General features: G+C 51.0%; 14 protein-coding genes and 2 pseudogenes. 6 read left to right on the top strand and 10 right to left on the bottom strand.

Going from position 1 to position 15680, the window contains the following annotated elements; all coding sequences use genetic code 11:
• Positions 1–75: 75 nt before the first annotated feature.
• From FC814_RS20415 to pabB, 4 genes and pseudogenes are all read right to left on the bottom strand, one after another.
• Positions 76–1293 (bottom strand): annotated as a pseudogene (locus FC814_RS20415) (CSS-motif domain-containing protein); the annotation flags it as partial.
• Between the two features lie 129 nt (positions 1294–1422).
• Positions 1423–2787 carry an L-serine ammonia-lyase gene (sdaA, locus tag FC814_RS20410; RefSeq protein ID WP_000624293.1) on the bottom strand — a complete coding sequence of 455 codons (1365 nt, stop codon included), beginning with the start codon at positions 2785–2787 and terminating at the stop codon, positions 1423–1425.
• Between the two features lie 183 nt (positions 2788–2970).
• On the bottom strand, positions 2971–3549 hold the full coding sequence (locus FC814_RS20405; RefSeq protein WP_032225358.1) for a CoA pyrophosphatase: 579 nt from the start codon (positions 3547–3549) through the stop codon (positions 2971–2973).
• 3 nt (positions 3550–3552) lie between these two features.
• Positions 3553–4914, bottom strand: coding sequence for an aminodeoxychorismate synthase component 1 (gene pabB, locus FC814_RS20400; RefSeq protein WP_085460645.1), 1362 nt, complete (start codon positions 4912–4914; stop codon positions 3553–3555).
• 73 nt (positions 4915–4987) lie between these two features.
• On the opposite strand from pabB, the gene FC814_RS20395 reads away from it, so the two are divergent.
• On the top strand, positions 4988–5167 hold the full coding sequence (locus FC814_RS20395; protein WP_000457334.1) for a YoaH family protein: 180 nt from the start codon (positions 4988–4990) through the stop codon (positions 5165–5167).
• A gap of 186 nt (positions 5168–5353) precedes the next feature.
• Here the strand turns inward: FC814_RS20395 and FC814_RS20390 are convergent, their stop codons facing one another.
• Together FC814_RS20390 and FC814_RS20385 are read right to left on the bottom strand one after the other, a co-directional pair.
• Positions 5354–5653, bottom strand: a complete 300-nt coding sequence (locus FC814_RS20390) for a DUF1889 family protein (RefSeq protein WP_001111983.1) — start codon at positions 5651–5653, stop codon at positions 5354–5356.
• A 441-nt stretch (positions 5654–6094) separates the two neighbouring features.
• A complete protein-coding gene (locus tag FC814_RS20385; protein ID WP_024165131.1) occupies positions 6095–6439 on the bottom strand; it encodes a RidA family protein in 345 nt (114 codons plus the stop codon).
• Between the two features lie 131 nt (positions 6440–6570).
• Between FC814_RS20385 and FC814_RS20380 the strand changes: the two genes are divergently transcribed.
• The 5 genes from FC814_RS20380 to rnd all read left to right on the top strand — a co-directional run bounded on the left by FC814_RS20380 (position 6571) and on the right by rnd (position 12942).
• Positions 6571–8481: an ATP-dependent DNA helicase gene (locus tag FC814_RS20380; protein ID WP_137326386.1), complete on the top strand. Its 1911-nt coding sequence runs from the start codon at positions 6571–6573 to the stop codon at positions 8479–8481.
• Between the two features lie 57 nt (positions 8482–8538).
• Positions 8539–9234 (top strand): tRNA (adenosine(37)-N6)-threonylcarbamoyltransferase complex dimerization subunit type 1 TsaB, encoded by a 696-nt coding sequence (gene tsaB, locus FC814_RS20375; protein WP_001220989.1) that lies wholly within the window; start codon positions 8539–8541, stop codon positions 9232–9234.
• A 39-nt stretch (positions 9235–9273) separates the two neighbouring features.
• Positions 9274–9855: a Slp family lipoprotein YeaY gene (gene yeaY, locus FC814_RS20370; RefSeq protein WP_000290579.1), complete on the top strand. Its 582-nt coding sequence runs from the start codon at positions 9274–9276 to the stop codon at positions 9853–9855.
• Positions 9856–10059: 204 nt separating this feature from the next.
• Complete coding sequence (gene fadD, locus FC814_RS20365; protein WP_010345823.1) at positions 10060–11745, top strand: long-chain-fatty-acid--CoA ligase FadD; 1686 nt, start codon at positions 10060–10062, stop codon at positions 11743–11745.
• Positions 11746–11826: 81 nt separating this feature from the next.
• A complete protein-coding gene (gene rnd, locus FC814_RS20360; RefSeq protein WP_024212378.1) occupies positions 11827–12942 on the top strand; it encodes a ribonuclease D in 1116 nt (371 codons plus the stop codon).
• A 54-nt stretch (positions 12943–12996) separates the two neighbouring features.
• Here rnd and yeaX read toward each other — a convergent pair whose 3' ends face one another.
• The 4 genes and pseudogenes from yeaX to FC814_RS23675 form a co-directional block, all read right to left on the bottom strand.
• Positions 12997–13962 carry a carnitine monooxygenase reductase subunit YeaX gene (gene yeaX, locus FC814_RS20355; protein WP_137326385.1) on the bottom strand — a complete coding sequence of 322 codons (966 nt, stop codon included), beginning with the start codon at positions 13960–13962 and terminating at the stop codon, positions 12997–12999.
• Positions 13963–14017: 55 nt separating this feature from the next.
• Complete coding sequence (gene yeaW / locus FC814_RS20350) at positions 14018–15142, bottom strand: carnitine monooxygenase, oxygenase subunit YeaW (protein WP_137326384.1); 1125 nt, start codon at positions 15140–15142, stop codon at positions 14018–14020.
• 31 nt (positions 15143–15173) lie between these two features.
• A pseudogene (gene yeaV / locus FC814_RS20345) lies at positions 15174–15608 on the bottom strand (BCCT family transporter YeaV); the annotation flags it as partial.
• A 15-nt stretch (positions 15609–15623) separates the two neighbouring features.
• Positions 15624–15680 carry an IS1 family transposase gene (locus tag FC814_RS23675; protein ID WP_003032489.1) on the bottom strand — a complete coding sequence of 19 codons (57 nt, stop codon included), beginning with the start codon at positions 15678–15680 and terminating at the stop codon, positions 15624–15626.

The following is a 15680-nucleotide window of genomic DNA, read 5'->3' as shown; positions in this document are numbered from 1 at the left end:
CTGATAGAAACAGAAGCCACTGGAGCACCTCAAAAACACCATCATACACTAAATCAGTAAGTTGGCAGCATCACCTTCGCGGGCAATCCGATAATCAACATCCAGTAAGGCATCGCGCTCGGTTATTTCAAGGATGAGTTGCTGAATCGGGTGAGCACTGAACCAGTACTGATTAAGATCTTTCAACAGCACGCCACGGCGAAAATGGCTGGGGGCGACGTTAATCCCAATGTGAAACTGGTTGCTTATTGGAAAAACGTGGATTTGACGGATGGTTTCCATCATCACATAACGGGTAAGCGGCACTATCAGGTGATGTTCTTCCGCAATAGGGATAAACACATCCGGCGAGATCCAACCCTGACGTGGGTTATTCCAGCGCAGCAATATCTCTACGCCAATACATTGCTGACTACGTGCGTTTAGTAAAGGTTGACAGAATAGCTCGAACTCATGTTGCGTAAGGCCAAGATTAATTTCGCGCGAAAAACTCATTCTGTGTGCGGTTGCAAGCCATGCAACATAACCCACCAGTAAACTCAACAGTACAGCCAGCGGGAGCTGACTGGGAAGATGATGCAACGCCAGTTGCGTCGCACCAGGTCCGCTGACGCTAATGGTAAAAGGAAAATTTTGCGATGAAACCTGGTAACGTTCATTGCCATTAAGCGGAGGTAAAGAATCAACCAGACCGTCATCATAGAGTAAATGGCGATCGGCCACCGTCAGGCTGGCGTTTCTAATTTGCGGCAACTGCGGCTCCAGTAACATCGTCGTCAATAACCCAATGTTGATCATCTCCAGAACGCCATCACCGCTATGTGATGACAAGGGATACCACTGGATCAGCACTGGACTACCTTTAATCAACACGCGATCGGTGGAAAGACGCAGAAGAGGCCGTGGGGCAGGCAAATCGGTTTGAATATCATAAACAGGGACATTTCGATAGCCAAAAATACTGGAGCAATAGAGCGTACCGTTTTGAACCAGACCAATAGAACGCACGGTTTGCAGTTTTGCGGCCTGCTTGCGTAGAGGCAAATGAGCGGCTGAGCAGGGGAGGCCAATCAACGGAAGTAAAAGCTCGCGTCCTTCCTGAAGGGGCTGCAAGACTTTATCCAGCTCTTCAACAGCGTGATTGGCGAAGAGGATCACCCGCTGTTGATTTAAGTTACGCTGTGAAATAAACCGCACGCTTAGTGTCGCTACAAGCGTAAAAAGTGCGCAAATTGTACAAACAATCATTCGATTACGGCGATAGGTTTTAATGATCCGTTGTGCTTTTTGCATGCGGGCCGCCCTGTAAGCGCATGGCAACAAACGCCTGACGCAACAGTGGAAGTGTAGTGGGGAAATTTACAGCAGACGAGAAAGCGAGAGAAATTCGCCCATCCGTTGCAGATGGGCGAAAGAAAAGTATTAGTCACACTGGACTTTAATTGCCAGACCTCCGCGAGAGGTTTCACGGTATTTGGCGTTCATGTCCTTACCTGTTTCGTACATTGTCTCGATGACCTTATCCAGCGAGACGCGCGGTGCACTGGTGCGGCGTAAGGCCATGCGTGCGGCATTGATTGCTTTCACAGAGGCAATGGCGTTACGTTCAATGCACGGCACCTGAACCTGACCTGCAACCGGGTCACAAGTTAGACCAAGGTTGTGTTCCATGCCAATTTCCGCCGCCACACAAACCTGTTCCGGGCTACCGCCCAACAGTTCTGCAAGACCCGCAGCAGCCATTGAACAGGCAACACCCACTTCGCCCTGACAACCCACTTCAGCACCGGAAATAGAGGCATTCATTTTATATAATGCGCCAATTGCCCCGGCCGCCATAAAGTAACGGGTATAGATGTCCGGGCTGACCGATTCAATAAAGTGGTCATAGTAAGCCAGCACTGCCGGAACGATGCCGCAGGCTCCGTTGGTTGGTGCAGTTACCACGCGACCACCGGCGGCGTTTTCTTCGTTTACCGCCAGCGCAAACATATTTACCCAGTCGATGACATTCATCGGATCGTTAGACAGTTTATCGCTGGAAACCAGCATCCGGCGCAGGGCAGACGCACGGCGTGGAACACGCAGCGGGCCAGGCAATACGCCTTCGGTATTCATTCCGCGATCGATACATGCCTGCATGGTTTGCCAGACATGAGCAAAATATTCATCGATCTCTTTTTTGCTGTGCAGCGCCAGTTCGTTTTGCATTGCCAGACCGGAAAGGGAATAGCCAGTTTCATTACAGTACGCCAGCAGCTCAGTGGCGGATTTGAACGGATACGGCACGCTCACGTCGTTTGCGGCATCCTGACCAAAATGTTCTTCATCGACGATAAAGCCGCCGCCGATGGAATAATAAGTTTTGCTGTAGACGACTTCATCACCGTTATAAGCATGGATTTGCATACCGTTTTCATGCAACGGCAGGTTGCCGTTATGAAAACGCATACCGTTGTCACGCGGAAAATCCACTTCATGCCGTCCCTGCGCCAGCAGCAGGCGTTCGCGCTCTTCTACGTCGCGAATAAAACCGGGAATACTGTCGATATCCACGGTGGCAGGTTCGTTACCTGCAAGACCCATAATAATGGCGATATCGGTATGGTGGCCTTTACCCGTCAGCGACAGTGAACCATAAACGTCCACGGCAACGCGGGTAACGCTATCCAGTAAGCCTTTTTCGACCAGATCATCGACGAACTGTTTACCTGCCTTCATAGGCCCTACGGTATGGGAAGATGAGGGACCAATCCCCACCTTAAACATGTCGAATAGACTAATCACGATAATACTCCTGACAAGGTGACTGGACATCCAGTAACGAACTAATAACAACGCATAGTGTAAGAGGGAACGCGGCGACAGGCTTAACTATTCACATGAATTAAACTAATCAAAAACCGCGATTTAACTAATATTGCGATGATTGTCTCAAGTAGTGTTTTGTAGATGTAAAGATAAGTATAGTCAGGATTTCACACCAATTTGCAGCGCCAGCTCACGAATTATGCCTGCGGTCATTCCCCATACAAAATACTGTTCGTACCAGGAAAGCCATACCCGATGTGAATCACCACGGCGGTAGATATCTAACGGGTGATAACGACCCAGATGTAATGCCTGGGCGAGCGGCATTTCAAACACTGCGGAAACTTCATCTTCACTGGCACGATAAGGTAAATCAGGCGGGATAATGCCAACCACTGGCGTTACCTGGTAGCCCGTTACGCTATCGACGGGCGGCAGCACGCCGATAACTTCGACGGCGGAAGGGGGGATAGCAACCTCTTCTTCGGCTTCGCGCAACGCAGCGGCAATAACTGACGAATCAGTGTCATCTACTGCACCACCAGGAAACGCCACCTGTCCGGCGTGTTTGCGCAGATGAATAGAACGTTGAGTGAGCAATAACCCCGGCTGCGATCGGCGAACGATAGGGATTAATACGGCAGCCTGACGATGATTTAAGGTTTCCCGGTTTATTTGCGGGCGTAAAAGTTGAAAGCGCGATAAAAAATCATCAAGCGTCAGGCTACGGTAGTCCACGTCTTACTTCTCCAGTTGGCGTAATATCCTATTAACTTTATCAAAAGTTTCCTGATATTCCGCTTCTTCCTGACTATCGGCGACAATACCGCCGCCCGCAGAACAGTAAATTTGACCGTTAATGGCAGTCAGCGTGCGGATAGTGATGCTGGTATCCATATTGCCACAGAAGCTCAAATAGCCAATGCTTCCGCACCAGGCGTTGCGTCGCTGCGGTTCCAGTTCATCGATAATTTCCATTGCCCGAACTTTCGGTGCCCCGGTGATTGAGCCACCAGGAAAAGCCGCGCGCAGCAGATCGCTGGCATGAAGTTGTTCGGGTAGTTGAGCTGTAATGGTGCTCACCAGGTGGTGCACAGCGGGAAAAGGTTCCACCACAAACAGTTCCGGCACTTTTACTGAACCAGGCACCGCAACGCGACCAATATCATTACGCATTAAATCAACAATCATCAGGTTTTCAGCGCGATCTTTTGGCGAGTTCGCCAGTTTTTCTGCCTGTTTGCTATCTTCCAGAGGAGCGGGCAGACGTGGCAGTGTGCCTTTAATTGGACGGGTCTGGATCTCACCGTCATCACAAAGAATAAAACGCTCTGGCGAGAGGCTTAAAATTGTGCCTTGTTCCAGACGCAGGAATGCACTAAACGGCGCGTGATTGGCCTGATTAAGCTGAACGAATGCCTGCCATTCATCACCGCAATAGGTAGCCTGAAAACGCTGGGCGAGATTCACCTGGTAACAGTCGCCACTGTGCAAATATTCCTGCACCTGACGAAATTTTTCGCCATACTGTTCGCGGCTCATATTAGATTGCCAGGCTGAGGTTAGCGCAAAATCACCCTGCGGTGTGATTTGCTGGTTTTCCAGCCAGGCCAGACGGGCATTGACATCATCATGACTCAGCAAAGAAACAGTCTGGCGCTGGTGGTCGACAATCAGTGCCCAGTCGTAAATACCTACCGCCATATCAGGCAGGTCGATATCTCTCTGCGCCACTTCTGGCAGTGACTCAAAACGGCGACCCAGATCGTAACCAAATAAACCCAGCGCGCCACCCTGAAATGGCAAATCATCGTTATGCGACGGGTGAATGTTTGCACGCTCCAGCGCCTGCTGGAGTACTGTTAACGGATCGTCAGCGGTTGTTGTGCGGGTTTCGCCTTTACACAAAACAGTTTCACTGCCGTAAGTTGTTAAGGTGCAAATCGGGTCTGCCACCACAATATCAAAGCGGCTATACGGATGCTCGGCATAGCCAGAGTGCAAAAGCATCGCCCATGGCAGGTGGCTTAAGCGGGAAAAATAAAATTCAGCGGCGTCCTGACGCCAGGGTAAAGTAATCACAGCGGGAGATAACGTCTTCATCAGTCCTGACTCTACTGGCTATGTGCCGGGTAGCATGAAATAATTAGCGCCAACAATTTAGCAGGAGTTAACAATGTTTGCAGGTTTACCTTCACTCACCCATGAACAGCAGCAAAAAGCCGTTGAGCGTATTCAGGAACTGATGGCACAGGGGATGAGCAGCGGTCAGGCAATCGCACTGGTAGCTGAAGAGTTACGCGCCAACCATTCCGGCGAGCGGATTGTGGCGCGTTTTGAGGATGAAGACGAGTAATACAATGTTAGTTTCAACAGGGCGCATTATGACAAGCGAACCCTTTGGCCCGTAGCGTTTGAACCAGAAAATTGAGGGGCTGTACTGGTTGAATGAATTAAGTAGTGTTTTTGATGGTTAGAAAAAAAGGACGCTTTTATGTGATAAAAAAGCGTCCTGGCTCATTTGGGCTGGTAGAGATTTAACTTATACCAGTGCTTTAAGCTCTTCCTGCATATAGGACGAGAAGTATTCTGGATTTTTAATCACCACGCGTTCGCCAGATTCCATTTTTTTTGCCCATCCCACCATTTTTTCCGTGAATCCAGGATTCCAGCCTTCCTGTTCGGCTCGCGCAGTAATATCGGCGGTACTCGCGGGTACTCCCAGTTCTTTCAAATATTTAAATATTCCCTTCGCCGTACTTTCATTCATAGAGCTGGGGGTTGGTGTTGATATATCCATGGCACCAATAAAATCCAGGGCTTTATCTATTACAGCAGGCATATTCTTGTCCTTAAATTAACCACGTGATCGATAAGGCTATATATGACATTAAATTGCGCCTAATATCAAAAGGATTATAACGATATCTCATTAGTTAACCTGTTGACATTCAGGTATTTTAAAGGTAGCAGGTCATGGCGGGTTATCTAGTGATGTGCCGAAAATTAACAGCAAATCGTAGTACCGCAGCCAAGTTGTTCAGGCAAGGAAGGGCAAGAAAGAAAAGCAGCGTAAGTTAATCAAGTGATTAACATAATGGTTTGATTTTTGCGATTAATATCATTTTTGTATAAATGCAGCAGGAATCATAAAAATAAATTATCATCCAGGGTACTACCCATTTAAAGTAAGACCTTAAGCACTGGCCGATTTGTTCACGATCGACCAGTTTCTCGATAAATTATCGTGTGATTTTTGCCTTGATATAATTATCTTCCGGAATTAAACCGCCGCAATAATTTTAATTTCAACTTTATACTTCGGGTTCATCAAACCCGCTTGTACCGTGCAGCGCACCGGCGCATGACCCGCGACAACCCAGGCGTCCCAGGCTTTATTCATTGCAGCGAAGTCGTTTTTATCGGCCAGGAAAATCGTGGCATCCAGAATACTCGACTTATTGCTGCCCTGTTTTTCCAGCACGGCGTCAATCTGCGCCAGCGTGTTGGCGGTTTGCTCAAAGGCATCGGCGTCGAGGTTTTCCGGTACACCGGTGTAGTAGAGCGTGTTGTTGTGGATCACCACATCAGACCAGCGGGCTTCGGCGTCAATACGAACGATAGTCATCATTTTGTCCTCATTATCCTTCCATTTTTGTGCTGCAAAGACTGCCACAATGTAAGGTCGCCGTCACTACTTCAGCTGGCGAAAAGCAACCTGGCCTGACATAATCCCTGTTCAAATCAACAGGGGGTAGTGTGACGGACGATTTTGCACCAGACGGTCAACTGGCGAAAGCGATACCTGGCTTTAAGCCGCGTGAACCACAGCGACAGATGGCGGTAGCCGTCGCTGGGGCGATAGGAAAAAGCCAGCCGCTGGTGGTGGAAGCGGGAACCGGCACGGGCAAAACCTACGCTTACCTTGCCCCTGCGCTGCGGGCAAAAAAGAAAGTCATTATCTCGACCGGCTCAAAAGCGTTGCAGGATCAGCTCTACAGCCGTGATTTGCCAACGGTCTCAAAGGCATTGAAATACACGGGCAACGTGGCGCTGCTGAAAGGGCGCTCAAACTATCTCTGCCTCGAACGTCTCGAACAGCAGGCGCTGGCGGGCGGCGATCTGCCGGTACAAATTTTAAGCGATGTGATCCTGCTGCGCTCCTGGTCCAATCAAACAGTCGATGGCGATATCAGCACCTGCGTCAGTGTCGCGGAAGATTCACAGGCATGGCCGTTGGTCACCAGCACCAACGACAACTGCCTAGGCAGTGACTGCCCGATGTATAAAGATTGCTTTGTGGTCAAAGCACGCAAAAAAGCGATGGATGCCGATGTGGTGGTGGTAAACCATCATCTTTTTCTGGCGGATATGGTGGTGAAAGAGAGTGGTTTTGGCGAACTGATCCCGGAAGCAGACGTCATGATCTTCGACGAAGCCCACCAGTTGCCGGACATTGCCAGCCAGTATTTTGGGCAATCACTCTCCAGTCGACAACTGCTCGACCTGGCAAAAGACATCACTATCGCCTACCGCACCGAATTAAAAGACACCCAGCAGTTACAAAAGTGCGCTGACCGTCTTGCCCAGAGTGCGCAGGATTTTCGTCTGCAATTAGGCGAGCCAGGTTATCGCGGAAACCTGCGCGAACTGTTGGCCAATCCGCAAATTCAACGGGCGTTTTTACTGCTCGATGACACCCTTGAACTCTGTTACGACGTGGCGAAATTGTCGCTGGGGCGTTCCGCGTTGTTGGATGCGGCATTTGAGCGCGCCACGTTATATCGCACACGACTGAAACGGCTAAAAGAGATCAATCAGCCGGGCTACAGCTACTGGTACGAATGCACATCGCGCCATTTTACTCTGGCACTGACGCCGCTCAGCGTGGCGGATAAATTCAAAGAGTTAATGGCGCAAAAGCCCGGTAGCTGGATCTTCACCTCAGCAACGCTGTCGGTGAACGACGATCTGCATCATTTCACCTCGCGGCTTGGGATAGAACAGGCGGAGTCGTTGCTATTGCCAAGCCCGTTTGATTACAGCCGCCAGGCGTTACTCTGTGTGCCGCGCAACCTGCCGCAAACCAATCAACCGGGTTGTGCACGGCAACTGGCGGCAATGCTGCGACCGATCATCGAAGCTAACAACGGTCGTTGCTTTATGCTTTGTACCTCGCACGCCATGATGCGCGATCTGGCCGAGCAGTTCCGCGCTACCATGACGCTTCCCGTTTTGTTGCAGGGGGAAACCAGCAAAGGACAACTGTTGCAGCAATTTGTCAGCGCCGGTAACGCGCTTCTTGTGGCGACCAGCAGTTTCTGGGAAGGGGTGGACGTGCGCGGCGATACGCTGTCGCTGGTGATTATCGACAAGTTGCCGTTTACCTCGCCAGATGACCCGCTGTTAAAAGCGCGCATGGAAGATTGCCGTTTGCGTGGCGGAGACCCGTTCGATGAAGTGCAGCTACCGGATGCGGTGATTACTCTTAAACAGGGCGTAGGGCGACTGATTCGCGACGCCGACGATCGCGGTGTGCTGGTGATTTGTGACAATCGGCTGGTGATGCGCCCTTACGGTGCGACGTTCCTCGCCAGCCTCCCGCCCGCACCGCGTACCCGTGACATTGCCCGTGCGGTTCGTTTCCTTGCGATACCATCCTCCAGGTAATTTGTTATTGAGTATGGTATGATGCGCGCCTTTTTATTGATCTAAGCACGAAGACCCATGCGAATTCTGGCTATCGATACCGCGACAGAGGCCTGCTCTGTCGCCCTGTGGAACGACGGTACTGTCAACGCTCATTTTGAGCTTTGCCCTCGTGAACATACTCAACGAATCTTACCGATGGTGCAGGATATCCTGACCACCAGCGGAACTTCCCTGACTGACATAAACGCTCTGGCTTACGGACGTGGCCCTGGTAGCTTTACCGGCGTGCGCATCGGTATTGGCATTGCGCAAGGGCTGGCGCTTGGCGCGGAGCTGCCGATGATTGGCGTCTCCACGCTAATGACGATGGCGCAAGGGGCGTGGCGCAAAAACGGCGCAACCCGCGTGCTGGCAGCCATTGATGCGCGAATGGGCGAAGTTTACTGGGCCGAATATCAGCGTGATGAAAACGGTGTCTGGCACGGTGAAGAAACCGAAGCCGTACTCAAACCAGAACTCGTTCATGAGCGGATGCAGCAGCTTTCCGGAGAATGGGTGACGGTGGGAACGGGCTGGCAAGCCTGGCCGGATCTCGGTAAAGATAGCGGGCTGGTTTTGCGCGATGGCGAAGTGTTACTGCCCGCCGCAGAAGATATGCTGCCGATTGCCTGCCAGATGTTTACCGAGGGTAAAACGGTAGCGGTGGAACATGCCGAGCCGGTTTATTTACGTAACAACGTCGCCTGGAAGAAACTTCCGGGCAAAGAATGAATCTTAAGAGTATGCCCTGAGAAAAAAAGGAGTCGCATCATGGCGGTTCAAAAGAATGTTATCAAAGGCATACTGGCAGGTACGTTTGCGCTAATGCTGAGCGGTTGTGTCACTGTGCCGGACGCCATTAAAGGCAGCAGTCCCACGCCGCAACAAGATTTAGTTCGGGTGATGAGTGCGCCGCAGCTGTACGTTGGTCAGGAGGCGCGTTTTGGTGGCAAAGTGGTCGCGGTACAAAACCAGCAAGGGAAAACCCGCCTGGAAATTGCTACCGTACCGCTGGACAGCGGAGCCAGGCCGACGCTGGGAGAACCTTCTCGCGGTCGCATTTATGCAGATGTGAACGGTTTTCTGGACCCGGTGGATTTCCGTGGACAACTGGTCACAGTTGTTGGGCCAATCACCGGTACGGTTGACGGCAAAATCGGCAACACGCCCTATAAATTTATGGTGATGCAGGTAACGGGTTATAAACGTTGGCATTTAACCCAGCAGGTGATTATGCCGCCTCAGCCGATTGATCCGTGGTTTTATGGCGGTCGTGGCTGGCCCTATGGCTACGGCGGATGGGGCTGGTATAATCCTGGCCCCGCGAGAGTACAAACAGTTGTAACTGAATAATTGCTTGTTTTTAAAGAAAAAGAAACAGCGGCTGGTCCGCTGTTTCTGCATTCTTACAGTAACGATAAAAATAAATAGTGACGCGCCTCGCAACCTTTTCGTTGGGTAATTATCAAGCTGGTATGATGAGTTAATATTATGTTAACGGCATGTATATTACTTGGGGTTGCGATGACGACGAACACGCATTTTAGAGGTGAAGAATTGAAGAAGGTTTGGCTTAACCGTTATCCCGCCGATGTTCCGACGGAGATCAACCCTGACCGTTATCAATCTCTGGTGGATATGTTTGAGCAGTCGGTCGCGCGCTACGCCGACAAGCCAGCGTTTGTGAATATGGGGGAGGTGATGACCTTCCGCAAACTGGAAGAACGCAGTCGCGCGTTTGCCGCTTATTTGCAACAAGGGCTGGGGCTGAAGAAGGGCGATCGCGTTGCGCTGATGATGCCTAACTTATTGCAATATCCGGTGGCGCTGTTTGGTATTTTGCGTGCCGGGATGATCGTCGTAAACGTTAACCCGTTGTATACCCCACGCGAACTTGAGCATCAGCTCAACGACAGCGGTGCATCGGCGATTGTCATTGTGTCTAACTTTGCCCATACCCTGGAAAAAGTGGTCGATAAAACCGCCGTCCAGCACGTTATTCTGACTCGTATGGGCGATCAGCTTTCCACGGCAAAAGGCACGGTAGTTAACTTCGTTGTTAAATACATCAAACGTCTGGTGCCGAAATACCATCTGCCAGATGCCATTTCATTTCGTAGCGCCCTGCATAACGGCTACCGGATGCAGTACGTTAAACCCGAACTGGTGCCGGAAGATTTAGCTTTCCTGCAATACACCGGTGGCACCACAGGTGTGGCGAAAGGCGCGATGCTGACTCACCGCAATATGCTGGCGAATCTGGAACAGGTTAACGCGACCTATGGGCCGCTGCTGCATCCGGGTAAAGAGCTGGTGGTAACGGCGCTGCCGCTGTATCACATCTTTGCACTAACCATTAACTGTCTGCTGTTTATTGAACTGGGCGGGCAGAACTTATTAATAACCAACCCACGCGATATTCCGGGGCTGGTGAAAGAGTTAGCGAAATATCCGTTTACCGCTATTACCGGTGTTAACACTTTGTTCAACGCGTTGCTGAACAATAAAGAGTTCCAGCAACTGGATTTCTCCAGTTTGCATTTGTCCGCAGGCGGCGGGATGCCCGTTCAGCAAGTGGTGGCAGAACGCTGGGTAAAACTGACCGGACAATATCTGCTGGAAGGTTATGGCTTAACCGAGTGTGCGCCACTGGTGAGCGTTAACCCGTATGATATTGATTATCACAGCGGTAGCATTGGATTACCGGTGCCCTCGACGGAGGCCAAACTGGTGGATGATGACGATAACGAAGTACCACCGGGGCAACCGGGCGAACTTTGTGTCAGAGGTCCTCAGGTGATGTTGGGCTACTGGCAGCGTCCGGATGCCACCGATGAAATCATCAAAAACGGTTGGTTACACACTGGCGATATTGCGGTAATGGATGAAGAAGGATTCCTGCGCATTGTCGATCGTAAAAAAGACATGATTCTGGTTTCCGGTTTTAACGTCTATCCCAACGAGATTGAAGATGTGGTCATGCAGCACCCTGGCGTACAGGAAGTGGCGGCTGTTGGCGTACCTTCTGGCTCCAGTGGTGAAGCGGTGAAAATCTTTGTGGTGAAAAAAGACGCGTCGCTCACTGAAGAGTCACTGGTGACCTTTTGCCGCCGTCAGCTTACGGGCTACAAAGTACCGAAGCTGGTGGAATTTCGTGATGAGTTACCGAAATCTAATGTCGGAAAAATTTTGCGACGAGAATTACGTGACGAAGCGCGCGGCAAAGTGGACAATAAAGCCTGAGCGTTAAGTCAGTCGTCAGACGCCGGTTAATCCGGCGTTTTTTTTGACGCCCACTAAAGAGAATACAATTTGAATTACCAAATGATTACCACGGACGATGCGCTGGCTTCTTTGTGTGAAGCCGTCCGTGCCTTTCCGGCGATAGCCCTGGATACTGAATTTGTACGTACGCGCACCTATTACCCTCAACTGGGGTTGATTCAACTTTTTGATGGCGAGCATCTGGCGCTAATCGATCCTCTTGGGATCAGCGACTGGTCACCGCTAAAGGCAATCTTGCGCGATCCTTCCATCACCAAATTTCTCCATGCGGGCAGTGAAGATCTGGAAGTATTCCTCAATGTCTTTGGCGAATTACCTCAACCCCTGATTGACACGCAAATCCTCGCCGCATTCTGCGGACGCCCGATGTCATGGGGTTTTGCCTCCATGGTGGAAGAGTATTCCGGTGTTACGCTGGACAAGAGCGAATCGCGCACCGACTGGCTCGCCAGACCGTTAACCGAACGTCAGTGCGAATACGCGGCGGCGGATGTCTGGTATCTGTTACCGATCACCGCAAAGCTGATGGTTGAAACCGAAGCCTCTGGCTGGCTACCTGCGGCGCTGGATGAATGTCGCCTGATGCAAACACGTCGTCAGGAAGTCGTTGCGCCGGAAGATGCCTGGCGTGATATCACCAATGCCTGGCAATTACGGACGCGCCAGTTGGCTTGTTTGCAACTGTTAGCCGACTGGCGATTGCGCAAGGCGCGGGAGCGCGATCTGGCGGTGAACTTTGTCGTGCGTGAAGAACACTTGTGGTCGGTAGCGCGTTATATGCCAGGGAGTCTGGGCGAACTGGACAGCCTGGGCTTATCCGGTAGCGAAATCCGCTTTCACGGTAAAACGCTGCTGGCGCTGGTGGAAAAAGCGCAGACATTGCCGGAAGAGGCCTTACCGCAGCCGATGCTTAACCTGATGGACATGCCGGGTTATCGTAAAGCGTTTAAAGCGATTAAGTCGCTGATTACTGACGTGAGCGAAACGCACAAGATCAGCGCCGAATTGCTGGCATCGCGTCGGCAAATCAACCAACTGCTGAACTGGCACTGGAAATTAAAACCGCAGAACAATTTGCCTGAGCTGATTTCCGGCTGGCGTGGTGAGTTGATGGCGGAAGCATTACATAATTTATTGCAGGAATATCCGCAGTAAAACGTTCGTAAGCCGGACAAGGCGCAACCAGCGCCGCATCCGGCTTCGGATAAACTACAGATCCAACACCAGTCGTTTACCCTTCGCGCGCGAACAACAGATCAACATACTCTGCTGGCTGGCGCGCTCTTCATCGCTAAAATACTGGTCCCGATGATCGGCTTCACCTTCCAGAATTGCTGTTTCACAGGTTCCGCATACCCCTTCACGACATAAACATTCCACTTTTGCCGCTTTGTTATTTTCAATGACCTGCAAAATGGTCATCTCTTCTGGTACTACAAACTCTTTTCCGGAACGGGCAAGCACCAGGGTAAAGGCATCGCCGGTTTTGTCTTCAATAGCAAACTGCTCAAAGTGCAGCGTATCGGCGGAGATGCCCAGACGCGCTGCTTCACTTCTCACCGCGTCATTCAGAGCTTCGGGGCCACAGGTATAAATGTGTGTGCCAGGGGCGACATCCGCCAATAATCGCACTAATTCGAGTCGCGTTCCGATCGATGAGTGATGAAAATGAATCTTATCAGTCTGCGGATGTTGGTTTAATTCATCACGAAATGCGCAACTTACTGGACTCCGCGAACAATAATGTAACTGCCAGTCGACGTCCGTGTGTTGCAACTCTGCCAGATGCGACAGGAAAGGGGTGATACCAATGCCGCCTGCGATAAACAGATGCTTTCGAGCCGTGGGAACCAGAGCAAACAGGTTATTGGGTGTCGAGATGGTCAATCGATCGCCCGCTTTTACCTGCTGATGCAAAAAGCGCGAACCGCCGCGCGAGTTCTCTTCCAGCCGAACGGCAATCTGATAACAAGAGGTGTCGAGTGGCGAACTTAGTAGTGAATAAGCATTGCTGTACTGGTTATCATCATCACTCATCTGCACAATGACGTGACTTCCGCCGGTGAACGCAGGCAGCGGTTTGCCATCGGTTGCCACCAGCGTGAAGCGTTTCACCTGTTCGGTAAGCGGTTCAATCTGGCTCACCTGTACTTCAAACATTTGATAGTCTGACATTGCTGTACTCCATCAAAAATCAGCCCGGCGGCGGAAAATACCGCCGCCGATGTCATTAGTCCTTAAACACCTGCGCCAGCAGATTATGGAAATGGGCGATACCGTGTTCGGAAATACCGCTACCGCTACTGTCGGCCATGATGCGCCCCTGACCACGATAGCCACGCGATTTCAGCCCTTTCTGTACGCTTTCAACCAGACGTAAATCTTCCGGACGGAACACATCGCGATACCACTCAATCAGCGATTTTTGCTCATCGGTTAGCTCTTCATTGGTGAAGTAGATATCGTAGTTTTGCAGGGTAGTTTCAGAATCCACCGGGAATTCATAAATGACCGTCATCATCCCTTTGATTGGCGTGACGTTCAGCATAGTGCACGGCCACAGCCAGAAACCGTGGAACGCAGCGTCTGTACCTTCTTCAAATTTAAACGACTGTTCGGACGGTTTGGCGAAACCGTATTGCAGCGTCCAGTTGCCGTGCATGGTGTGCCAGTAACGATCAACCTGAACGGAGTCTGAGAAACCTGGATGCGCCGGACCACAGTGGTAGCACTCACGATAGTTATCGACAATGTTCTTCCAGTTGGCAGGCGTGCGGGTGGTAAAGCGGGCCGCCAGTTTCAGATCGTGGACTTCCGGGCAGGCTTCCAGCACTTTTGCCGCCAGGCCTGGTAACTGATCTTCTACGCTGGTGGCGTTGGGATCCATATTGATGAAGACGAATCCGGCATATTCTTCCAGACGCACCGGAACCAGTTGCGCTTTGTCACTATCGAAATTGGCGACGTTTTCACAGTTACGCGCATGAGCCAGGTTGCCATCGAGTTTGAATGCCCAGGCGTGATATGGGCAGGTAATCACATTTTTCGCTTTCCCTTCACCGCTCAATAACTGATGACCACGGTGCGGGCAAACGTTATAGAACGCGCGCAAAACCTTATCACGACCGCGTACCAGCACGATGCTTTCGCCGATGATCTCACGCGTTACGTAATCATTGGCATTCGCCAGCTCGCTACTGTGAGCGACGCAAATCCAGCTTTTGGCGAAGACGTTCTCTTTTTCATGTTCAAAGGCGTTCTGATCAGTATAAAAGCGGGCAGGAATGGTCCACGCTTCCTGTGGGTTAGCGCAAAAATTTCCGGGTAGTACAAAGTCAGGGCTCAGATTGCTCATAGGGATACCTTTATCGTTAGGATGATGGCGCTCAGTTGTCGCCTTTGAATACGGTTCCCGCAGGGAGCACTGGCGTTTTTTCCGGGGCTTCAACCGGTGTCTGCGGGAGATAATGTTCAATTTGATGAGCCGGAATATCGGCGTAATCCTGTTTCAGCCAGCGAATAAGTCCGCCCACTTTCACCAGTAAAATGGCGAGAAAGGGAAGGGCTGTAAGTACGACGGTAGTTTTCATGGTTTCCAGCGATGCACCGGTAAACAAGATGGAAAGCGGGATCAGGGTGATTACCACGCACCAGAAAAGACGCAGCCCACGGTCTGGATCATCACCTTCCTGAAGATTCCGCGTACTGGTCGCCGCCATGGTGTAGGCCACCGCATCCATATGCGAGGCGAGGAAAATAATCATCACGCCCAGATAAGCGGCGAGGAACAATTTACCGGCTGGCAACGACATCAGAACTTGGGTAATGACTCTAACTTATTGATAGTGTTTTATGTTCAGATAATGCCCGATGACTTTGTCATGCAGCTCCAC

The organism is Escherichia sp. MR, from assembly GCF_005280595.1.
Taxonomy (GTDB): Bacteria; Pseudomonadota; Gammaproteobacteria; order Enterobacterales; family Enterobacteriaceae; genus Escherichia; species Escherichia ruysiae.
Note: the sequence above shows the minus strand (reverse complement) of the source record. Positions and strands in the feature narration are given on the sequence as shown.

Excerpts from the sequence above, each read along its gene's own strand:
- tsaB (WP_001220989.1), top strand. The coding sequence starts at position 8,539 with ATGCGAATTCTGGCTATCGATACCGCGACAGAGGCCTGCTCTGTCGCC.
- FC814_RS20390 (WP_001111983.1), bottom strand. The coding sequence starts at position 5,653 with ATGCCTGCTGTAATAGATAAAGCCCTGGATTTTATTGGTGCCATGGAT.
- yeaY (WP_000290579.1), top strand. The coding sequence starts at position 9,274 with ATGGCGGTTCAAAAGAATGTTATCAAAGGCATACTGGCAGGTACGTTT.
- yeaX (WP_137326385.1), bottom strand. The coding sequence starts at position 13,962 with ATGTCAGACTATCAAATGTTTGAAGTACAGGTGAGCCAGATTGAACCG.
- yeaW (WP_137326384.1), bottom strand. The coding sequence starts at position 15,142 with ATGAGCAATCTGAGCCCTGACTTTGTACTACCCGGAAATTTTTGCGCT.
- rnd (WP_024212378.1), top strand. The coding sequence starts at position 11,827 with ATGATTACCACGGACGATGCGCTGGCTTCTTTGTGTGAAGCCGTCCGT.
- FC814_RS20385 (WP_024165131.1), bottom strand. The coding sequence starts at position 6,439 with ATGACTATCGTTCGTATTGACGCCGAAGCCCGCTGGTCTGATGTGGTG.
- pabB (WP_085460645.1), bottom strand. The coding sequence starts at position 4,914 with ATGAAGACGTTATCTCCCGCTGTGATTACTTTACCCTGGCGTCAGGAC.
- FC814_RS20395 (WP_000457334.1), top strand. The coding sequence starts at position 4,988 with ATGTTTGCAGGTTTACCTTCACTCACCCATGAACAGCAGCAAAAAGCC.